Raw genomic sequence first — 21193 nt, forward strand, 5'->3', positions numbered from 1 at the left:
CGCAGCGCAAAGAATCGTCATCAACCCAAGTTGCCGCACGGCCGCAAATCCATGCTGGCTGAGCACTTTCCAGCCGAGACCGAAGGCTCGCGCGGCTGCTACGCCCCTTCCTGCCATGGCTCAACAACGAAGTTACCGTCGGCGGCGATGCGAACGTAATACAGTTGATCGAAGCCCTCGGCAAAGCTCGGTAACTCCAACCGGCTGCTGGTTCCAAAGATGCCTCGCTCGGGCACTTGCTCGGCAGTAGCCCGCTGCAGATTGCGCACCAGGGCGTCACGGGGCACCGATTGAAAATAATACCCCACGACCTCGTAGCCAGCTAGCTTAGCCGGCCCGAGGTAGCGTTGCCGGTCGGCGGCTGAAGGGTTGGTATTGTCGACCACAAACCGAGCTTGGGTTTCCAGGCACAGTTGCAGCAGGCGCTGCTCGCGGTGGCGCGTCCGGAGCAAATCCAGGCTAATGCGAATGTGAGAGTTGAAGAAGCGCTGCTTGTAAAACGTGCTTTTGCCTGTGGCCTGAATGCCACTGAAAATTACCGCTTGCATACTGTAGCCTTGTGAAAAACCAATTGGCACACCCTTAGGGTTATCTAATCTCAAAATATTCTTATCAGCTGTTGCTCAACTCGTTATTTTGTAGTATCATCATAGCGAAGTTGAATAGTGAGGCCCCTTTGCTTATGCGTGCCCCCCCGCAAGCCGTACCCATCCTTACGGTATCTGACGCGCCTGCGCAGCAGGATACGCACCATTTACCTATACCCAAACCTGCTGAGCCTGCCCCCGAGCAGCTGCAGCTGAATGCCTCACCCGTCACACGTAAATCCGGGCCAACATCGGGCGGCCTCATGGCGGTGACGCCCCCCGAAGATCCGCCGCCGCTGCAAGCAGCCAGTAAGCAGCTGCACAAGTACGATGAATTCGTCAATTTTTACTTGAATTGCCTAGGCCGCGCCTGAGGTGGCCCCGCTGCCTTGCTCCTTTACAGCAACGGGGCCGCTGTGTAAATAGCGGCCCCGTTGCTGTAGTTAGGTTAGGTCCAGTACTGCACCGGCGCCTGCGGAAAGCGGCGGCGCCATTCAGAGTAGAAAAAGTTCTTGAGCTGCCGCATGTCGTCGGGCTGATACACGTATTTCAAGCCCCCAAACTTGTTGCGCTTCACGGCCCGGTCGGCTTCGTCCAGGTCCAGCGAGGTATTGGGATACCACTGCAGCAGCACGTCCTTGGAACCAGGGGTGAAGCGGTGGCTGATAAACTCGGCCGTCAGGTCGCACGGGAAATCCAGCGTGGCCTGCAGGCGGTCGAGCAGGTGCGTATACTCCTGCTCCCAGTCCGGAATAGGCATGATGGGTGCTAACACCACCCCTACCGGGTAGCCTCCGCCACCCTGCTCCACGGGCAGCGCCAGCCGCCGCAGGGCCTGCAAGCGCGCTTCGATGGAAGCCGTACCGCCTTCCAGCCGCCGCGCCACCGACTCCGCATTGAGGCTGACGCGGGCGCGGGTGTGGCCGTGGTGCGGCAGGGCCAGCAGCGGCTCTACCTGATCATATTTTGACACAAAGCGCAGCCGGGCGCCTTCCCGCGAGCCGTAATGCCGGATGCACTCGGCCAGGCTGCCCGTAAGGTGCTCGATGCCGAGCACATCGGTATAGCAGCTGACTTCAAAACTAGTGAGTTTACCGGCCTGTTCGTAGCTGGCAGTATTTTGCAGCAGCTGGGGCAAATTGGCAAACACGCGTACTACCGGCGGCCCCGACAACGAGCCAGCCAGATAGCAGTACTGGCAATGGGCCGGGCAGCCCTCGGCCAAGTTCATCTGCCAATCGGCGGAAGGTGGCGTAGGCTGCAGCCGCAATGCACTAGGGGGTGCCTTCACCACGGCCAGGGTACTCTTGGCGCGGCGGTAGGTTTCGCGCTCATCGGCACCGCGCAAGCCAGTGAGGCGGTTGCTCTTGAGCACTTCTACCTCCAAGTCATGCGCTAGCACACGCTGGTAGATCTGTTGGCCAAACTCTTCATCCAGCGCGTCGGGTGTGAAAAGCACCCGCTTGGGCAGCCAGATCTTGGCCGAATGAGACCGAAGTGGGGTTTCTGCCAGGGCAGGTTGCGGAGCGTTGAGTACAGGCAATATCAGCTGATCCATCATCGGTTATACAACACCAAAGCGGCTTACTAAGCTCCTTACCAAGAACCAAAATTTTAATTTTACATCATTGATATTCAGAGCTTTACGCAATCAATCCTACAACTTACATTTAAATGATAATGCATTGATTCTAAGTCTTCTGCATGACTATGTAAGCGTGACGATAAAACATAAAAACTGCTTGCTGCTTTTTTTCTGCACACAGACCAACGCCTCCCTAATAGCCAACCAAGTCCCTCTTCACGCAACCGCACAGGCCCGCGCTGCCGTAGCTACGGCCGGGTGCTACGCGGTGTAGCCCGCCCGCATTCGCAGCTATGGCCCCCCCTCCCGACGACGTCCCGCTTATCTTGACGCTTACCTTGGATGCAGCATCATTTCAGTACTTCAACGCGCTGCGGCAACAACACTTTCCACCCGAGCGCAACTACCTCTCAGCGCATCTTACGCTATTTCACCACTTGCCTGGTTCGGAGCTGATCAGCATCTGCGCCGAACTGGAAACGCGGTGCCGAGTACTGCCTTCCATAGCTCTGCGGGTATCGGGGCTGCAATTTTTGGGGCGGGGCGTAGCTTTTGCCATCGATAGCCCGGCGGTGGAAGCACTGCACCGTGAGTTGCAAACGCAGTGGCGGCCTTACCTTACGCCGCAGGATCAGCAGCGACGCCGTCCCCACGTCACTGTTCAGAACAAAGTAGCGCCCGATGTAGCTCGCGCCCTGCACCAGCAGCTCAGCATTGACTTTCAGCCCTTTGAGGCCACCGGCACGGGGCTTCAGCTCTGGGCATACCGGGGCGGGCCCTGGGAGTTGCTGCGCAGCTTCCCCTTTGAGGGCTAGCTGCTCCCGCCAGCGCCGCGTACTTTGCAGCCGGAAGCCGGCGTGGCTTCCGTTTCACCGCCTGATCTTGAATACTAGCTCAGTCTTATGAAAGCGTTGCTGCTAATCGATATCCAGAATGATTTTGTGCCCGGAGGCGCGCTGGCCGTGCCAGAAGGCGACCAAATTATTCCACTCGTCAACCAGCTCCAACCGCATTTTGATCTGGTAGTGGCTACGCAGGACTGGCATCCCGTCGCACACAAAAGCTTTGCGGCCAATCACGCCGGCAAGCAGGTATTCGAGACCACCGAGTTGCACGGGCTGAAACAGGTGCTTTGGCCGGTGCATTGCGTGCAGGGTAGCGACGGGGCGGCGCTTCACCCGCAGCTCGATACAAGTCGGGTGGAAGCTATTTTCCGCAAAGGCACCAATCCCGAAATCGACAGTTATAGCGGCTTCTATGACAACGGCCACCAAAAATCTACCGGATTGGCTGACTACCTGCGTGGCAAAGGCGTACGCGAGGTATACGTAGCAGGGCTTGCGGGCGACTATTGCGTGTACTTTTCGGCCAAGGACGCACTGCAGGAGGGTTTCGCCACTTACCTCATCGATGACGCGGCCCGGCCCATTTCGGCTGAAGGCTTCGAGAAGGCCAAGGTCGACATCAAGCAGCTGGGCGGCCACATTGTGCCGAGCAGTGACTTACTCCGCTAGATACTCCACCCGGTTCGGGTGGGTCGTTATGCGGTGGCGGCGACTCGCTGCGGCTTGACTCTCGGCGCGTACACGGCTTTGAGCCCTATGGCTATGGCAATGGGTCGCAGCAGCCCAAAGGCGACGTGCTGCAACCAGCGCGGTGGCTTGGCCAGCCGAAATTCTTGGGCAAACTCACGTGTCAGCAAAGATGTCTGCAACAGCCCGGGCACGCCCTCGCTGTTGACCAGGCCAGCCTGAGCCAGCGTAAATACCGTTTCCAAGAATTCCTCGGTGCGCAGTGCTGGCCGCGTGGTCCAGCGTACCAGCGCCCGCGCCTCGCCGGCGTTCCACATGGCGTGCACCTGCCCCGGCTCGATGCGCAGCTGCTGGCCCCGGCCGATGGTCAGCAGCTCACCCATAAGGCGCACCGTCAGCTCGCCCTGCAGCACCTCAAACACCTCTTCCTGCTGCGGATGGAAGTGTGGCAGCGGCTCGGTGCTGTGACGGCGGAAGCTCGACTCCACGACCAGCTCCCGCCCACCCGACTGCTGGGTGGTAGTGAGAAAATGCAGCGTTTGGCCGGTGATGGGGTTTTCGACGGTTTGCCCTGGGTAAGCCATAGTAGATTTGGTTAGCAAATGCAGTGAATAGTAGGCGCGGCTAGCGTCGGCGGGGCTTGCAAGGGAAACGCTGATTCCCGGGTGAGACTAGGCTTTGAGCCTATTTGACCGCCTGACCTCACGGTGCAGCGGCAACGGAACAAAGGTACTTTCCGCTAGCAGGGCCCTGTTTCACATGATGATGTGAACCCCGGCATGGCAGGCTCGCATGCTCATGTAGCTGGGAGAAAAGGCTGCTCGGTGGTATCGGCTCATAACCTTTGCGCCGGGCCGCGGGTACAGCATGAGGCCAATGAGCCCTTTAAGCCTGTTTTATCATGGATGACCTTGGCTTAGACCTGCCGTACGCCCTCGACAACGCCCTCCGCACCTTGGCAGTGATTCTTGGCGGCTTGGCCACCGGCCTGCTGGTTAAGACCGGTGCCTTCGGCCTCCTGCGCCTGTACCTGCGCCGGCCCGATCCATCGACCCTGCTAAAAGCGGTGCAACGCCGCCTCAACCACGCGGCTACTTATTTTTTGCCGGTACTGGTTTTGTCCTTTATGCTACCGCTGGCCCCGTTGGACCCGAAGCCCTTCGAAGTCATGCGCCGCATTGTGGAGGCCACGCTCATCACCACGTTTGCCTGGTGCTTGATTGGGGTTGTCAACGTGATAGAGGACTTGGTCCAACAGCAGTTTAAGCTCGACGATGGCAACAACCTGCGGGTGCGTAAGCTGTTCACGCAGCTGCAGTTTGTGCGCAAGTTTGTAGTGTCGCTGATCGTGTTTGTGGCCGTGGCTCTGATACTGATGAGCTTTGCCACGGTTCGCAAAATCGGCACTGGCTTGCTGACCTCGGCAGGTATTGCCTCGGTTATCGTGGGTTTTGCAGCGCAGCGCTCCATCAGCAATTTGCTGGCGGGCTTCCAGATAGCCTTTACCCAACCCATCCGCCTCGACGACGTGCTAGTGGTGGAAGGCGAATGGGGACGCGTGGAGGAAATCACCTTTACTTACGTAGTGCTGCGCATCTGGGACGACCGGCGCTTGGTGCTGCCGCTGAACTACTTTATCGAAAAGCCCTTTCAGAACTGGACACGCAGCTCTTCGCACCTGCTAGGTGCGGTGCACCTGCACGTCGATTACACCATTCCGGTAGAGGCCGTGCGTCAGGAGCTGCAGCGCATCGTGAACAACACCCCGCTCTGGGATGGCCGCGTGTGCGTGATGCACGTCACCGATGCCAAAGAGCGCACCCTGGAGCTGCGGGCCCTGGTGAGTGCTGCCAGCTCAGGCGACACGTGGGAGCTGCGCTGCGCAGTACGTGAAAAGCTAATCGCCTTTGTGCAGCAGCAGTACCCGCAGTGCCTGCCCAAGACGCGGGCCGTCTCCGACGACGCGGCCTTAGCTTCGCGCTTTGCGCCTGCTACGGAAGCATAGCTGAGCCGCCAACACCGGGGTGCTGCCATCACTCTGTTTACTTAGAAAACCGCGCGTTCATAGCCGCGAATATGGCATCGAGTTCTTGCCGCGAAGCCAGCCGATTTTTCTCCGAAGTACCATAGCCCACTTCCTCTTCTCCGGCGCCGAGGCGCTGCATCACCGAATCGGCAAACTCATCGACGGGCACTCCGAAAGTGTGCAAGCCAGCGCCACCCAAGTCAGTATTGACGGCCGGCGGCACAATTTCCAGCACTTGGATGCCGGTCTGGGCCAGCTGATGCCGCAACGACAGCGTGAAGGAGTGCAGCGCCGCTTTGGTGGCGCTGTAGATCGGGGCAAACGCTCCCGGCGCAAACGCCAGGCCAGAGGTAACGTTGATGATGGCGGCCTGCGGCTGCGCCTGCAGGTGCGGAATAAACAGCGTGGTCAGGTGCACGGGCGCCTCAAAGTTGATGGCTATTTCCTGCTGCCGCTCAGCCCAGGCTTCCTCCTCGATGAGCTGCAGGCGGCGCTGAATGCCTGCATTGTTCACCAGCACGTTGGTGAGGGGAAACTCCTGCTGTACCCATTGAAGCAGCGCCTCCCGTTCAGCGGCTTGGGCTACGTCGCACACGCGGGTATGCAGGCCCGGCAGTTGCTGTTGGGCCTCGTGCAGCTTGTCTTCGCGCCGCCCGCACACGATTACGGTGCTGCCGGCCCGTTGGAACCGTTCGGCCAAGGCCAGACCAATGCCCGACGCACCACCGGTGATGAGGACCGTATTGCCTGAGATATTCATGGCGATGAACTACTAGTAACTGAAGCGGTAATACTCAGCTACCAGGCGCTTTGTTCACGGACTGTCCTGATTCGACTTGGTTTCCAGTAACCGGCAGCCCCGTGGGCACTAAGCCTTATGTCGCGGCGTTCCGTATCTTGTGGAAGCCAACTGGCTCAGCCACCTTCACTGCTGACTTATGAATTTTCGCTTCACCGCCGCTTTTGGGGCCTTGCTGCTGACGGCCGGCACCGTGCTGGCGCAACAGACGCCCGCTGCCGCTCCGCCGGCCCTTGGCTTGCGCCCGGCGCCGCTGTCGTACCAACTGAACGCCGGGGCTATGTTTGCGGGCCGCTTCGGCTCCGCCACCTACATCAGCCCACAGGCCACGTACCAACTCACCAACCGCCTTCGGCTGTTTGGGGGCGTTACGTATTTGCGTAGCATGCCGGGCAGCGCTTTCGTAGGCGCGCCCACGGGTGAAGGAGCCCCGCGGGCAGGCCTGATGAACGGCACCAATCATTACCTTATCCAAGGCGGTGGCACCTATGCCGTGAGCCCACGCCTGGCCCTTACGGGCAGTGCCTGGAAGGACCTTACGCCCTCCTTACCGGGCCAGACGGTAAATCCTTACGCTGGTTTCGGCAACCTGGGCAGCGGCGTAAATCTGCGGGCCGACTACCACATCACCGAGAACTTCTCGGTATCGGGAGGGCTGCGCGTGATGCAGGGCGGATCGTATTACCCGGGGTACAATCCCCTCATGGCTACGCCGCTGGGCTACTAAGCTTTCTTGCGTTCAAATTTACCAGCCCGAACCAATGGTTCGGGCTTTTTTTATCGATGTCGCTAACCCAACAGCCAGCCGGCTGAGCGCCAACGGCCTGAATAGGACCGAAGCCAAACGCACCGGCTGCTCGTCGTCGGGGTATCGAACCAACGACCTTTTTCTGCGTTGCACGTATTCTCTAGGCCTTTCCCTGATCTTATGAATTCTATTGATAACTCTTCGGACTACACCACCGACGTAGTGCTCATCGGCGCCGGCATTATGAGCGCCACGCTGGGCATGATGCTCAAAGAGCTGCAGCCAGATCTGTCTATCACCGTCATCGAACGCCTGGATGTGGCCGCGGCCGAAAGCTCCGATGCTTGGAACAACGCCGGCACCGGCCACTCAGCTTTCTGCGAGCTGAACTACACGCCGGAGCTACCCGATGGCTCCATTGATATCAGCAAGGCCATTAAAATTGCGGAGCAGTTCGAACAATCGAAGCAGTTCTGGGCATTTCTGGCGCAGAAGTACGAGGTAAATGAGCTAAGCCGTTTCGTCAATCACATTCCTCACCTGAGCTTCGTGTGGGGCAAGGACAATGTGAACTTCCTGCGCAAGCGCCACGCAGCCATGACCCAGTCGCCCCTGTTTCAGGGCATGAGCTACAGCGAAGATCCGCAGCAGCTGCAGAAATGGATGCCGCTGGTGATGGAAGGCCGCGACGCCTCGCAGCCCGTTGCCGGCACCTGCATGAACATCGGCACCGATGTCAACTTTGGCTCCTTGACCCGCGGCATGTTCTATTTGCTGAAGGACAAGCCAGGCGTCACATTTAACTTCAACGAAGAGGTAATGAAGCTCCGCCAAAAGCCCGATGGCCTGTGGCGGGTAAGGTTCCGCAACCGCGCTTCCGGCGAAGAGCGAAAAGTACGCGCCCGGTTTGTGTTTATTGGGGCCGGCGGTGGCTCACTGCCACTGCTTATCAGCTCCGGCATTCCGGAGGGCCAGGGCTTTGGCGGCTTTCCGGTGAGTGGCCAGTGGCTGCGCTGCGTCAACCCTGAAGTCATTGAGCGCCACGATGCTAAGGTGTATGGCAAGGCCGAAGTAGGTTCACCGCCCATGTCGGTACCGCACCTGGATACGCGCCTCATCAATGGCAAGCGAGAACTGCTTTTTGGGCCGTATGCGGGCTTCACCACCAAATTCCTGAAGCAAGGCTCCTACATGGACTTGCCCTTTTCCATCAAGCTCGGCAACATGCGCCCCATGCTGATTGCCGGCATCAAGAACATTCCGCTTACGCGCTACCTCGTGAATCAAGTGCGTCAGTCGCCGCAAGACCGATTCCGGGCTCTGCAGCAGTACCTACCCAATGCCCGCTTCGAGGACTGGGAACTGGAAATTGCCGGGCAGCGCGTGCAGGTTATCAAAAAAGATCCTAAAAAGGGCGGCGTGTTAGAATTTGGCACCGAAGTCGTAAGTGCCGCCGACGGCTCCATTGCGGCGCTGCTTGGTGCTTCGCCAGGCGCTTCTACGGCCGTCAGCATCATGGTAGGACTGATTCATAAGTGCTTTCCGCAGCAAGCCAACACGCCGGAGTGGCAAGCCAAGTTTAAAGAAATGATTCCAACCCACGGCGTGTCACTGAACGATGATCCGCGCTTGGTGGAAGAAATCCGCGAGTTTACGGGCCGGGTGCTGGGGCTACCCACGCCCGAACCCATGCACTAGGGAGTAAGCTACCCAAGTTAACCCAACTGAAATGTTCCGCCCCGCTTGGCTACTGCGCCGCGCGGGGCGGTTCGTTAAGGGTCAGTGCCTGGCCAGTTTCCCACATGTCGAAAGAAGCTCCTCGCACTCCCAAAGGCTCTTTTGCTTGACTATAATGCAGGCCTAAGTAACTAAATAGGTGGATGCTCCATCATCACAAAATCCTTCAGCAGGTGCAGCAAGGCCTCGTCCATGTGGGGTAGGTGCGCGTCCAAAAAGCCCGACCGGAAGGGGTCTATGTAGCCGGCGACGCGGGCGAAATCGGCCCCAGATAAAGCTTGAAAGCCCATTGACCAATTGGTAAACACCCGCTCCTTAATAGGCCCATCGGCCAGCTTTACGACGTGGCTGTGCCGAAAATCAACTTCAATTTTCTCGAACAAGGCCTGTACCGCTTCCTGCTCACCCTCCAGTACCTGTAGGATTTGGCCTTCGCTGTAAAGCAACAGCCCGGTTATCCCGACGCGTTCATTCTTGAGGCGCGATTTTGCCAGCATCTCCAAGAGCTCGGGCATAGAGAGGCCGGCTACGGTCGTGCTTTGATAAACGATATGGTGCATGCTCACAAGCAATTACGGAGTGGCTTCACCCCACCAGTCAGCCCTTATACCTCAAAATGCACAGCCATCAGTAGCCCATTGGTCGCTTTTAAATATGATTAAAATGCAACCAGAAAGCAAGCTCAAGGCACCACTTGCGGGGCCTCTACAAGGGAGGCAAGAACACCTCGGCTAGCATGCAGCGGGCACTCCCGCCCCCGATCGTCTCGATGGTGGGAATGGGCAGCGGCACCAGCTCGCAATAGTGCTCCAACGTCTGCCGCTGATCAGTCGTCAGCACTTCGTAGGCCTGCTGCGACATTACCAGCAGCTCGGCGCCGTGCGCGGCTTGCAGCGCGAGCATGTTGCCGGCAAAGCCTGCTACCTGCGTCAGGCTGATTTCGATCAGCTCGTGTCCGGTACTGCGCAAGGCGTTGGCCACCAAGTCCCGTTCTGCATCGGAGGCTATGCTTTCCAGACATATTACCGCAAACTGGCCCGCCACGCACATCATCACGTTGGTGTGATAGATGGCATGGCCGTGCTGATCGTGGGCGTGAAAAGCTACGGGCTGATAGCCCAACAAATCTGCCGCTTCGGCCAGCAAGCCGGCATCGGTGCGGGGCGAAAGGCAGGCGTAGGCTACGCGGTGCCGATGGTCGAACACAATACTGCCCGTGCCTTCCAGGTAACGCCCAGCCGTTTCGTGCGCCGAGAGGTCCACTACTTCGCGTAGCGCAAACTGCTGGCTTAGCGCTGCCAGAATATCGGTCCGGCGTTCGGTGCGGCGGTTGGGCGTGCACATGGGGTAGAGCAGTGCCCGGCCGTCGGGGTGCAAGGAAAGCCAGTTGTTAGGAAACACCGCGTCGGGCTTGGCCGGCTTTGGGGTATCTTCAAACACGAGTACCGTCACGCCCTTGCGGCGCAGGGTGGCCACGGCGGCATCAAACTCCGCAAAGGCTAGTTGCTGAATCTGCTCCTCCCCCAGCCCAGTAGCGGCCTGCTGGAAGTAATTTGAGGCGGCGGTTTGGGCGTTAAAACCGAATCGGGCCGGGCGAACGAGCAATACGGTGCTGGCAGCTTGCATATGCGGCCAAAGTTAGCTTACGGCTTGGTGGCTACCACAGCGTATACCAGCGGCGCCTTGTCGCCCAGCGGCCCGATGCGGTACGTTCCATCACCCACAGGCACAGTGTGCGAAAAGCAGTTGTAGGGTGAATAGTCGTATTCGGATAAATGCGTGAGCTGCAAGCCGGCCCGCAGCAAGCTGCCGATGACTTCGCTCAAGCTGTGGTTCCAGGTGATGGATTGGTGCATAATGGGCGCGTCGCGGTCGGCATAGGTACCGACCTCCGTTTCCTCTATCGGGCCGGCGTTGAAGTAGCTGTACTGCACGCGGGTAAAGTCATTATCGAACATCCATACCACCGGGTGAAACTCCACCAGCACCAGCCGCCCGCCGGGACGCAGGTAGCGAGCCACCAAGGCAGCCCAGCGCGCCATGTCTGGCAGCCAGCCCAGCACGCCGTAACTGGTGTACACCACATCAAACTGCGCCTCGGGCAGGTGCTGCGGCAACTCGTACACATCGGAGCAGATGAACTCGGCCGGCAAGGCCAACTCGGTGCTGAGGCGGCGCGCGGCGGCAATGGCTTCGTCCGAAAGGTCGACTCCGGTGGCCTGGGCGCCGAGCCGTACCAGCGAAAGCGTGTCCTGCCCGAAATGGCACTGCAAATGCAGCACCCGCTGCCCAGCCACGTCGCCCAACAAGCCCAACTCGATGCCGTTCAAAGAAGACTTGCCTGCCTTGAAAGCATCAAGTGCGTAGAAATCGGACTCCAGATGCGTGCCGGTACGCGCATTCCACAGGTCCCGGTTCAGGTCGAGGTAAGTTGTTGCTGCTTCCATGATGGCAACGATACTGAATGGGAGGTGATTAAACAACCAGGGCCAGTTGGTAAGCTACCCGCATACTACTGGACTTGGTGCCAGCAAAAGACACCGCCAATCGGTAAAAGCCTGGCCTGTGATTGGCTCATCAGAGGACTCTTCGTAACCTTATCCCAGCCCTATGTTGCTCGCCGCCCGACCACCGCAAACAGCGGATCGGATGCGCGACGTGGCCCGGGGCTACGGTCGAGTAGTTCGATAGCGTGCCAGTTGCCGGCCGCCCGCAGGTACTGGGCCACGAGCTGCAGGTGGCCTTGGTCGTCGAGGTGGTGCCACGCGGCAATGGCTTTCGAGGGAAAGCAGCGGTTGGAAAAGGTGATAATCAGTGGCGCTTCGGGGCGCAGCACGCGCGCCAGCTCACGCATGACCTCTACCGGGCGCGTAAGGTAATCAACCGATACACAGATAGCCGCGCCGTCAAACTCTTCTTTGGCAAAAGGCAAAGTGGGCTGCTGGTTCAGGTCCTGCACCACGTATGCATCGAGGCGCGGGTTGGCTTGCAGCTCTGCCTCGTTCATGCCCAGGCCCACCACGCGGCGGTAGCGCACCTCCGGCGGCAAATGGCTTACCCAGCTGCTCATCAAGTCCAGCACGGCACCATCGGCAATGAAATATTCCCGGTACAGTTGCGTAACGGCTGCTATAGCCTGGTCGTCGATGTGGGTGACAAACCGGGGCTGCCGATAAAATTCGGCGTCCGGCGTCTCGTCCATGCGGCGAAAAGCATGGTCAGCAAAAGGTTGGTCGGCGCTTGGGTTCATGGACCGCGTGAGAGTGAGTGAGTAGGCCTTTAACGCGCTCTTAACCACCCTTCAGCAAGACTCTATCGACCCAATTATAGGTCGTTTTCTGTGTAAGTGCCGAGGGCATGGCAGCGTATCAGAGTTTTACGTAGAGAAGTTACCATCGGCTTCCGAAACGGAAACGTCGACACTCACAACTACAGCATTTCCCGCTGGTTCAAGCCCGGTAGTTTGAGCATAATCACCTTACTCCGCATTGCTCCATGATTGTACTGGCGCCTTTCACCGAAGCCGACTTTGGCCAACTTATAGCGTGGATCGACAATGAGCGGCTCCTTAAGGAGTGGTCGGGCGACCTTTTCTCTTTTCCGCTGACGGAAGAGAAATTACGCTGGTACACCCAAGGCATCAACGACCCACAAAACTCCGACGCCTACGTGTACAAAGCAGTGGATACTGACTCCAACCAAACAATTGGGCACATTTCCCTAGGAGGTATTAGTAGGCACAACAAAGCGGCCCGCATTACTCGCGTACTGGTCGGCAACACGAATGCACGTGGCCGGGGGTACTGCCAGGCCATGCTGCAGGCTATTATTCGGGTTGGTTTTGAAGAGTTAGGCTTGCACCGCATCAGCCTGGGCGTATACGATTTCAACCACGCTGCCATCCGCTGCTACCTGCGGTGTGGGCTTCAGACCGAGGGAACCATGCGCGACGTGGTGCGCTACGGGGATGACTATTGGTCGCTAGTAGAAATGAGCATACTGGAGCACGAGTGGCGTGCACAACAAGGTCAGTAAGCAATGCGCGCACCTAAAAAGGAGGCCGTTGTATATCAATAAAATAGCTTTAAAGCCGCTTAAGCGTTATGCTAGGACAAATCTTTCGTCAACACCAGCAAGGTCAGTTCCTGCTTGGGCAGGCCGAAGCGTGTATCCTGCGGAAAGGGCTCTACCTCGCCCGTCGGCCGGAAGCCGTGGCGCTGATACCAGGCCAGCAGTTCCAGTCGCGCCGATAACACCGTAATCATAATTTCCCGGCATTGCAGCTGCCGGGCAACCACTTCGGCCTCCTGCATGAGGGCACGCCCAACACCCAGGGCTTGCGCTTGCGGTGCCACGGCCAGCATCCCCAGATACAAGCGCGGCCCTTTTGGCGCTACGTACACGCAGCCGACCAACTTACCAGCGGCATTGCGTGCAGTCAGAATACGGGCTTCGGGAGTCAGCAGCATTTCTGCCAGGGCAGCGGCATCCGTACGGGGGCCGTCAAGCAAATGCGCTTCACTGGTCCAGCTTCGGGCGGTATGGGTACGGTAAGCGCTGTTTACCAGGGTGACCAAGTCGGGGATGGTGTCAGCGCTGGCCACGCCGAAATGGAGAGCGGGAATCATGCTGCAAACTTAGTATTTGCCTGCAGTGTGAAGAGCAGAAATAGGATTGGTCGTTGGTCACAAAGGGTTATCGGCTGAAGTCGTCGAGACGTCTGACCAGCTAGTACTCTTCTGAATAAGGCTGCACCTTGCGCGTCAGCACGCGGGATGCCGCGCCATGCTCGAAATAACGTTCCGGTTCTGACGTACGCACAACTAACCAGCTCCCCTCTCACTATTTCGTAACTGAGCTAGCTACCTAAGAAACTCCGAAATGAAAGCTGCTATTTCTTGCTTCTGCGCTTCGGTGGCTCCGTCCCACATGTCGTTGTGTAGGGTGGCGGGCAGCCGAACGATTTTTGTACCGATGGCTCGTTGTTCGGCCTCGGTTGGCAATACACCTTCGTCGGCTACTTGGTCAGAAGAACGAATCGTTAGTATCTGCGGCTTAGGAGTACGGGGCAACGGCATGCGGCGGTTGTCCAGTGAAACGACCTTTTCCACCAGCTTTGGGTGCAGCGCAGCCATCAGCATCGCCATATCGCCTCCGTTGGAATGCCCCACCAGTAGCAAGTGGTCAGTATCAAGGTCTGGCCGCAGCACCCGCAGCTTTTGGCGCACAAACAGCATGTTTTGCACACCCCGCTCCCAGTTGGGTCGACGAACTTCGCGCGGGTTGCCGGTCGTGGGCATTGGCTCGTCGTTGGGTAATTCGTGCTGAATACTGGCTACCGCGTAGCCATGCGCTACCAGCGTGTGGGCAATAAACGAGTAAGCGGTGTTGCTGCCGCCGTAGCCGTGGCTAAGCAAAGCCAACCGGGTCTTGTTACGCTGCCCAGGTACGGCCGAGTACAGGGTTACCGGTACGGGTCGCTTGCGGGTTTCATCAAAGAAAGACAGCTGCTCCACCCGGACTTCGGCCCGGGGTTGTACTGTTTTTGAGGCTAGTCCAAGAGGTGCCGCAGGTTGGTAAGCAGAAGAACACGCCGTTACGGCCAGGCTAACACCCAGCGCGGCCCCAAACCACAAGCTACTTCGCCGCTTCACGAACAAGAAACCTCAGACTAAACCTGTTTTCACGATCTGCGTCAAGCTAGATTTTATAGGCCTTAACCGCGTCCACATCGAAGAGGTACACCACACTATCTATCGGGTCAAAAATGTAGTCGGGTGTGCGGTTCTCCACTTCCACCTGACCTTCCACTTTACCTGTAGCCTTATTGATCTTCAGCAGCTTGAAGCGCCCGGCTTCTTCGCGGTCGGCCTTGGCCAACACGATGTGGTGTTTGAGCACCGTTACGGGTGCGCCGGTTCGTGGCCGGCTGGCGCCCGCCTGCCCCGCCGTTTCAAAGTCACGCTGGTTGGCTATCCACGAGCGTTTCGCGGCGGGCATGGAGCTGGTTTTATCCGCGGCGGCATCGGCAGCCTTCGCGGTGGCGTGACCCACGATAGCACCAGCCACCACTGTGGGAGGCGCGAAATACAGGTTGTAGACGATATTGCCTTTGAAGTCAACTTTTGCCACCGACTGCGCCGTCACCACGGCTAAGCCATCCTCGAGCAGTTCCAGCTGGGGAACCTCGCCATCTAGCAGCTTTACCGGCAGCTTATCCTTAAGCAGTAAAGCCTCTTCGCCCTTCCGCAGGTTTACGCGGCCCAGGTAGCCATTGGCCCAGAAGTAGGTATCGTCGCCGGCTTTTAGCTTTGCACGACCGGCCGGGTCGAAATACTTGGTCTTGCCAATAGCCGCGTAACCTTTCGGGTTGAAGTACTCCACAAACGACGCACTCAGCAGGCCAATACTATTGTCGTTACTGAACAGCTGCACGTTGTCGCCGCTGGTCTTGAAGGTTTTCTCGGCCTTCAGCGCCAGGGTGTTCAAGTCCACCAGCTTTATTGCCGATCCGCTCCCCACCACAAACAAATCGGAACCGTACGCTTCCATCGCGCCGGCGCTGTTGATGTCCACAGTGGCTGAGCGCAGCTGCTGGCAACTGGCTTTGTCGTACAGCGCCAGCGTCAAGTCTTTGTCTTTCTTACCCGATTTACCGATGACTACTTGGTCTTTGCCCACTTCCCGGTACGTCACGAAAGCGCCCGGCAACTCCTTCTCACCCGTAATCTGCCCGCTTTGCAGGTTGATGCCGGTTAGGTAACCATCCTTGAGCACACACACCTGGCTTGGCGCACCAGTCTCGAATACCGCTACCGAAGGCTCGGTAGGCGGTAACAGCTCACTGACTTTGGCTGAACGCTTAAGCGGCACGTTGTACAGCAGTTTCCCCGAGCTAGGCTCGATAGCCGTAAGTCCGTAGCCCGACAGCACCGCAATTCGTCCTCCCGACATGGTCCAGGTCTTGGCTGTACGGGCCTGCCCCCCGGCAATTTTCAATTCGGCAAGCCGGGCACCGGTGCTATGGTCCAGCACCAGGGCTTTGGTGCCCGCTTCGGAAGCTTCCCACACCACAATGTTTTCGGCATCGATTACCCGGTTTTCGAGCTGCTTGGCGGCGGGGGGCGGGCTGTACACCACGCGGCCGGTCTCGGAGTTCAGAATCACCGATTGCGGATAATCCGACACCGACGAAGCGGCTACCACGTGAATCAGCGGCCCATTGCCCAGCAGGTGCGCCGACTTTGTCTGCTCCACCTTCGTTAGCCATTGCTGCTTGCCGGTATTCTTGGCCAAGCTCAGCACAAAGTTGGCTTTCAGAATCAGAATGCTGCCGTCGGTATTGATGTACTTCACCGGCGCGGGGCCGTTGCCTAGCTTGGTCCACACCACTTGGCCGGGTTCGGCCTCCACGGCGGGCTCGCGCGGCCGCGTTATGGGTTTAGCCATGGCCTCGGGTGCGGCTACCGGAGTCGGTGCGGCAGCTGGTGCTTCGGCAGTTGGCGTAGTCACCGGGGCTTGCGTGGGGGCAGCCGCGGCCGGCGTGGCGGCCGTAGGCTGCTCCTCTCCTAGCGCTGCGGGCGTTCCCGCGGGTGCCGAACTACTCATCGGCTCAGCAGCCGGAACTGGCGTAGCAGCGGGCACCGTCGAAACCGGCGCTGCGCTTGGGGCAGCCTCTTGGGCGGGCTGCGCGGTGCTAGCAGGTGCTTCTGCCGCAGCGGCCCGCACAGCAGTTGGTTGGGGTACCACCGCAGCAGGTTCGGCCGGGGTTTGCAGCACGGCCAATTGAGAGGCGGGTGCAGCTTCCGGGGTTACCGGCGCGGCGGGAGTTTCACTGGGTGTAGGGGTAGCCGATGGTGCAGCAGGTGCCTGGGTGGCTGCTGTTGGCGTGCTGGCCGGACTTGAGGCTACTGCTGCCGGTTCGGTTATGTTAAATTTTTCACGGCGACCCTTCTCGTAGATGATCATCCATACATCGGCCTTTCGGACGTTGTAAAGCGGGCCATCCAAAAAATCAAACAGGCGGTACTTTACGTGCTCTTCGGTAATCTCAATGACCTTAGAACTGATTTCAGACTTATCATTCTTAATGATAACATCTTGTGCCTGTACACTAGTACCGGCCATCACGCCGAGAGCTACAGCCGCCGCTTTAGCTACCTTCAGGTGGTTGCTCCAAGGCCGAGCATTGGAGCACGTAGCTGTACCAATAAAGCCAACACAAAAAAAAGGTCGGGTAAAGTTGAAGGCCATAGACAGCAATAGGATGCAAAAGAGGCGGGGCGTAGGTAGCAAGAAGGGCCTCTGCTCACCGAAATGTGCAATAACCCATCTTTACATAATACAAAGATAGCCCGATACCACAATCTTAACAAAAGCCGAGAGTGGGTAATGCCCAGGGCGTAACGCCTTCAAACCTATAATACTGCTTTTCACAACTTCCTGAATGTTAGGGCACCTCTCCTATTTCCAAACAAGACTTAACTAGTCAGATTCTTAAATCAGCAGCAACAGCCCACTCAAGAGCTATTCCGAGGTACATCAGATGTTAAGTTTTGACGCTTGCCCTGCCTTACACTTATATCGATGAAAACGCACTATACCACTACTCTCTCCGATTCTTATCTCAGTAGGGTAAACAAAAAAGGAGCATGCCGGGTGGCATGCTCCTTTTTAATCGAGGGTAAGCGGAATTAAGCGCGACGCACCTTTACAGCGTTCAGACCCTTACGGCCCTGCTCTACTTCGAACTCAACCGTATCGTTGTCGCGGATTTCGTCGATGAGACCCGTAACGTGTACGAAAATGTCCTGGCCGGTAGCGGCGTCGTTGATAAAACCAAACCCTTTGGTTTCATTGAAGAATTTTACGGTTCCTGTTGACATGATGCTTTAGGAAAAGGATGAAGAAATAGCAACTGGCAACGGAACTCTACTATTATTCAGCAAGCGAATGGATGGTAGGTGACACGAGGCAATTTGCCTTAAACAATGTAAACGTACGCTTTTTTTTCTAAGCAGCTCCTTTAGGGCCGGATGGATAGTCAGCGTCAGCTTACTTTGGCCTAACGGGGGACCTGCATATAAGGTTCACGCAAGTGTTAATTTTTGACGATATACTGATTAGAGTGGATGCAAGAGCCCGCGCATACCTCCCCTACTCCATAAGCAAAGCGGTGCCGTTGGTTAGGCTTGGGTGGCCACAGGCGCGGCCGAGGTCGGCTTACGGCCAATGGCCAGACGGAGGAAAAACAGAGCCAGCACCAGGGTCACCGGCGTAAACGCAGCTCGCTCAAACGCATTGACAGCAAACAGATTACCGATAGTATTCAGTACCAGCAGGACGAAAAGCAGCCACAGAATAGCACGCAGCGCTGTGTCGTTGAAGCGCACTCTCCACAAGCCTATGCGAATAGCTACCACGGCGCAGATTACGACGTTGAGCGCAATGGCAATGGACTCGAAAATTAGCAGTTGGCTTCGGCTGCTGATTCTACCACCCCACACGATGTCGGCAGGAAAAACGCCAAGCATCACCAGAAGCTGAAACATAATGGCCAGCGCAGAAATGGTCATGATGCCATAAGCTGCGAACCGTTCGGACAGGAGACGTTTCATGAGGTTGGCAACTGTGGGCCTGGGTTATGCTTTTGATGGAGTACTGGTATGAGCTTTCCGCAATCAAAGTAAACAATCATATCGCCAAGGTCTAATATAAAATTCACGCTTAGTGCAGCCGACTGGTGCAACCTTTTTGCCAAACCTGGACCGTACGAGAAGACTGCTGCGGCTCTCCGCTGAATGAGTTGTAGGGCTAAACCCATTGTGCTTCGATGGTCCAAATACTTTGCGAACAGCTGTTCCAACGACTTCTGCATCTTGACCAAGATACCCTCAAACTGCTACGCACAACCGATGCTCAAAAAGCTTGTATGGCTTGGGTTTCGATAACATTTGGCTCGGCGTGCCGGTATTGGTATACCCGGTGGAAAGCTTTTGAGCAGGTGCGGACCGGTCCACACCCCATTCAGCCCCCTGGGTTCATCCACGCCGCTTCATGCACCTAACCTTGGCAGATCAAAGCACAGATCATCCGGACACTCAAGACACTACAGCGGCCACTATTGTACTGGCTGGTGCTACCGGCGCCCTTGGCTTGCTGATTGCGCACCACCTTCGCCTACGGGGCGCCTCCGTACGGGCGCTGGTGCGGCCTGAAACCATACCCAAACCAGAGGCCGAGTCGCTGCGCCTGCAAGGAGTTTCGGTGGTGGCCGTTAACTACGACAACCTCGAGGAACTTACGAAAGCTTGCCAAGGAGCTACCTGTGTAGTGTCGGCACTTTCGGGGCTGCGAGCGGTGATAGTGGACGCACAGACGCGGTTGCTGGAAGCAGCCGTAGCCGCCGGCGTACCGCGCTTTATTCCGTCGGATTATTCCATCGACTTCACGAAGCTCCCGGAGGGCTCAAACCGCAATCTGGATCTGCGGCGGGAGTTTAGCCGCCGTCTCGATACTGCTCCCATTTGGGCCACATCCATTTTGAACGGCATGTTTACCGACCTGCTGAAGGGAACCGCGCCGGTGGTGCTGCCAGGCCTGCGCCGGGTAGTCTACTGGGGTGATGCCGACCAACCCATGGACTTCACAACCATGGTGGATACGGCCGCTTTCACAGCTGCCGCCGCCCTCGATGACACCACCCCCCGCTACCTGCGCGTAGCCGGCGAGGTAGCTAGCATCCGGGAACTTCAAAAGGCCGCCTGCGCCGCCACGGGTCAGGATTTTAAGCTATTTCGGGTGGGCAGCCTAGGTGCTTTCGGTACCATGACCAAAGTAACCAAGGCCCTGATGCCGGCCCACAACGAGGTGTTCCCGCCATGGCAAGGCATGCAGTATCTGCACAACATGTTCACCGGATTACCCAAGCTGCAACCTTTGGACAACGCCCGCTACCCGGATATACACTGGACTTCCGTGCAGGAAGCACTGGCTACGCAGCAGTAACCCTCGCAAGGCTACGACTAGATGGTGTATGGTGTGGGAAGAGTTTGCCCCAGTGGCAAAATGGTAGCCCTGCTGAGCCTATTGGCTATACATCCTAACCAACTGTCTTTTGGACAACGCTAAGCGACTTTCTCAGAAGAAGAAAAACGTCCTTCGGTATTCTAAGCCCTTCTCTCCATGAGGAGGGCGCTGAGGCAAATGTCAGGGCAACTTAGTTTCGCTCGCCAGGCACGCGAAAGCCGGATGAACCTGGACCCACGCTTTCATATTACTGACGACTTGCTTTCATCACAGCCTGCCAGCTGCTCCGACGGGTCCGTGGCCCAACGTACTATATGTAGGCTGGCCCCACAATTCCTTCATTACACCATTAAGGTCACTTAGCACTTGGGCGCAGTCGCCGGCAAAGGAGGCTCCGTGCATCACGGCCAGGGTTTTGGGTTGTAAGTCGGCCAGGGCTTGCAGCAGTTTGCCGGTGTTGGGCGTGTAGGGTGTGTACTCCATTAGCGGACCTTTTTCCAATTCCAGCATGGATTGCCGGTGTGCGCCCAAGATGTCTTGGCTAGTCAGGGCTTCGGTTTTTCCGTTTTGGTGTAGCAGATCCGAGCACAACAACGTGCAGTTGGTTTCTTCAAACAGCACGCTGGCATCCCAGCCATGCGGCAGGTGCGGCGTGGCAATCAGGCGAAACGAATGCTGACCGGTATGCAGCCGCTCATCGGGCGCCAGCATGTGCACCGGCCTGATGGCATAATCCGCCATGTTCAGCAGCGCGCCGATGTCACTGCACACGGCCTGGGCATGGGGCGCCACTTGCAGCCATTCGTTAAGGGCACCGCACTCGTCCACTTCGAAATGGCTGAAGCCAATCCAGCGCAGTTTTGTGGGTTGAACGAGCTGGCTTACGGCTTCCAGCAGCACCGGAAACATCAGCCGCATGCCGGCGTGATACAGCAGCGGCTCCTCGTCGAGGATCAGGAAATGATTGAACTGCAAGCTATACTCCGGCACGTACAGCGAAATGCGATACACGCTGGGGGCTATTTCGTCGATTTTATACATCAGGGTGGGGCTTAGGCGTGGGCACCTTTCTTCCCTACTCGGTGCTGGCCCGAGGCCTACTGGTCTAGCTCCTGGCCAGCCATATCGGCTGATTAAGCTACCGAAACGGT

At 57.7% G+C, this 21193-nt stretch carries 22 protein-coding genes; 8 read left to right on the top strand and 14 right to left on the bottom strand.

The annotated features are described in order from the left end of the window. Positions 1-98: 98 nt before the first annotated feature. On the bottom strand, positions 99-548 hold the full coding sequence (locus AC5FXY_RS12070; protein WP_493556930.1) for an AAA family ATPase: 450 nt from the start codon (positions 546-548) through the stop codon (positions 99-101). A 134-nt stretch (positions 549-682) separates the two neighbouring features. Here AC5FXY_RS12070 and AC5FXY_RS12075 point away from each other — a divergent pair, with 134 nt between their 5' ends. Then, positions 683-961: a hypothetical protein gene (locus tag AC5FXY_RS12075; RefSeq protein WP_493556931.1), complete on the top strand. Its 279-nt coding sequence runs from the start codon at positions 683-685 to the stop codon at positions 959-961. A 74-nt stretch (positions 962-1035) separates the two neighbouring features. Here AC5FXY_RS12075 and AC5FXY_RS12080 read toward each other — a convergent pair whose 3' ends face one another. Next, entirely contained in the window at positions 1036-2058 is a 1023-nt protein-coding gene (locus AC5FXY_RS12080; RefSeq protein WP_493557018.1) for a spore photoproduct lyase family protein, read from the bottom strand. A 407-nt stretch (positions 2059-2465) separates the two neighbouring features. On the opposite strand from AC5FXY_RS12080, the gene AC5FXY_RS12085 reads away from it, so the two are divergent. Next, positions 2466-2987, top strand: coding sequence for a 2'-5' RNA ligase family protein (locus AC5FXY_RS12085; protein ID WP_493556932.1), 522 nt, complete (start codon positions 2466-2468; stop codon positions 2985-2987). Between the two features lie 87 nt (positions 2988-3074). Beyond that, positions 3075-3686 carry a bifunctional nicotinamidase/pyrazinamidase gene (gene pncA / locus AC5FXY_RS12090; RefSeq protein ID WP_493556933.1) on the top strand — a complete coding sequence of 204 codons (612 nt, stop codon included), beginning with the start codon at positions 3075-3077 and terminating at the stop codon, positions 3684-3686. A gap of 26 nt (positions 3687-3712) precedes the next feature. Here the strand turns inward: pncA and AC5FXY_RS12095 are convergent, their stop codons facing one another. Continuing rightward, entirely contained in the window at positions 3713-4288 is a 576-nt protein-coding gene (locus AC5FXY_RS12095; protein WP_493556934.1) for a cupin domain-containing protein, read from the bottom strand. 317 nt (positions 4289-4605) lie between these two features. On the opposite strand from AC5FXY_RS12095, the gene AC5FXY_RS12100 reads away from it, so the two are divergent. Then, positions 4606-5709 carry a mechanosensitive ion channel family protein gene (locus tag AC5FXY_RS12100; RefSeq protein ID WP_493556935.1) on the top strand — a complete coding sequence of 368 codons (1104 nt, stop codon included), beginning with the start codon at positions 4606-4608 and terminating at the stop codon, positions 5707-5709. A gap of 37 nt (positions 5710-5746) precedes the next feature. On the opposite strand, the gene AC5FXY_RS12105 is transcribed toward AC5FXY_RS12100, so the two are convergent. After that, entirely contained in the window at positions 5747-6490 is a 744-nt protein-coding gene (locus tag AC5FXY_RS12105; RefSeq protein ID WP_493556936.1) for an SDR family oxidoreductase, read from the bottom strand. A gap of 178 nt (positions 6491-6668) precedes the next feature. Here AC5FXY_RS12105 and AC5FXY_RS12110 point away from each other — a divergent pair, with 178 nt between their 5' ends. Then, positions 6669-7256 carry a hypothetical protein gene (locus tag AC5FXY_RS12110; RefSeq protein ID WP_493556937.1) on the top strand — a complete coding sequence of 196 codons (588 nt, stop codon included), beginning with the start codon at positions 6669-6671 and terminating at the stop codon, positions 7254-7256. A 201-nt stretch (positions 7257-7457) separates the two neighbouring features. Further along, positions 7458-8975 carry a malate:quinone oxidoreductase gene (locus tag AC5FXY_RS12115; protein ID WP_493556938.1) on the top strand — a complete coding sequence of 506 codons (1518 nt, stop codon included), beginning with the start codon at positions 7458-7460 and terminating at the stop codon, positions 8973-8975. Between the two features lie 170 nt (positions 8976-9145). On the opposite strand, the gene AC5FXY_RS12120 is transcribed toward AC5FXY_RS12115, so the two are convergent. The 4 genes from AC5FXY_RS12120 to AC5FXY_RS12135 all read right to left on the bottom strand — a co-directional run bounded on the left by AC5FXY_RS12120 (position 9146) and on the right by AC5FXY_RS12135 (position 12264). Then, on the bottom strand, positions 9146-9574 hold the full coding sequence (locus AC5FXY_RS12120; RefSeq protein ID WP_493556939.1) for a BLUF domain-containing protein: 429 nt from the start codon (positions 9572-9574) through the stop codon (positions 9146-9148). A 145-nt stretch (positions 9575-9719) separates the two neighbouring features. Continuing rightward, positions 9720-10640: a citrulline utilization hydrolase CtlX gene (ctlX, locus tag AC5FXY_RS12125; protein ID WP_493556940.1), complete on the bottom strand. Its 921-nt coding sequence runs from the start codon at positions 10638-10640 to the stop codon at positions 9720-9722. A 17-nt stretch (positions 10641-10657) separates the two neighbouring features. After that, positions 10658-11461: a class I SAM-dependent methyltransferase gene (locus tag AC5FXY_RS12130; RefSeq protein WP_493556941.1), complete on the bottom strand. Its 804-nt coding sequence runs from the start codon at positions 11459-11461 to the stop codon at positions 10658-10660. Positions 11462-11622: 161 nt separating this feature from the next. Beyond that, positions 11623-12264, bottom strand: coding sequence for a methyltransferase domain-containing protein (locus tag AC5FXY_RS12135; protein ID WP_493556942.1), 642 nt, complete (start codon positions 12262-12264; stop codon positions 11623-11625). Between the two features lie 245 nt (positions 12265-12509). On the opposite strand from AC5FXY_RS12135, the gene AC5FXY_RS12140 reads away from it, so the two are divergent. After that, positions 12510-13049, top strand: coding sequence for a GNAT family N-acetyltransferase (locus AC5FXY_RS12140; protein ID WP_493556943.1), 540 nt, complete (start codon positions 12510-12512; stop codon positions 13047-13049). Between the two features lie 71 nt (positions 13050-13120). Here the strand turns inward: AC5FXY_RS12140 and AC5FXY_RS12145 are convergent, their stop codons facing one another. The 5 genes from AC5FXY_RS12145 to AC5FXY_RS12165 form a co-directional block, all read right to left on the bottom strand. After that, positions 13121-13642 carry a GNAT family N-acetyltransferase gene (locus AC5FXY_RS12145; RefSeq protein WP_493556944.1) on the bottom strand — a complete coding sequence of 174 codons (522 nt, stop codon included), beginning with the start codon at positions 13640-13642 and terminating at the stop codon, positions 13121-13123. A gap of 234 nt (positions 13643-13876) precedes the next feature. Next, entirely contained in the window at positions 13877-14530 is a 654-nt protein-coding gene (locus AC5FXY_RS12150) for an alpha/beta hydrolase (RefSeq protein ID WP_493556945.1), read from the bottom strand. A 184-nt stretch (positions 14531-14714) separates the two neighbouring features. Next, entirely contained in the window at positions 14715-17267 is a 2553-nt protein-coding gene (locus tag AC5FXY_RS12155; protein ID WP_493556946.1) for an outer membrane protein assembly factor BamB family protein, read from the bottom strand. 440 nt (positions 17268-17707) lie between these two features. Further along, positions 17708-17899 (bottom strand): cold-shock protein, encoded by a 192-nt coding sequence (locus AC5FXY_RS12160; RefSeq protein ID WP_493556947.1) that lies wholly within the window; start codon positions 17897-17899, stop codon positions 17708-17710. A 300-nt stretch (positions 17900-18199) separates the two neighbouring features. Further along, entirely contained in the window at positions 18200-18631 is a 432-nt protein-coding gene (locus tag AC5FXY_RS12165; protein ID WP_493556948.1) for a hypothetical protein, read from the bottom strand. A 439-nt stretch (positions 18632-19070) separates the two neighbouring features. Here AC5FXY_RS12165 and AC5FXY_RS12170 point away from each other — a divergent pair, with 439 nt between their 5' ends. Then, positions 19071-20021: an NmrA family NAD(P)-binding protein gene (locus AC5FXY_RS12170; protein ID WP_493556949.1), complete on the top strand. Its 951-nt coding sequence runs from the start codon at positions 19071-19073 to the stop codon at positions 20019-20021. A 288-nt stretch (positions 20022-20309) separates the two neighbouring features. Here AC5FXY_RS12170 and AC5FXY_RS12175 read toward each other — a convergent pair whose 3' ends face one another. Beyond that, entirely contained in the window at positions 20310-21083 is a 774-nt protein-coding gene (locus AC5FXY_RS12175) for an oxygen-binding di-iron domain-containing protein (protein WP_493556950.1), read from the bottom strand. Positions 21084-21193: the final 110 nt, after the last annotated feature.

The organism is Hymenobacter sp. FMD4 (assembly GCF_058932745.1).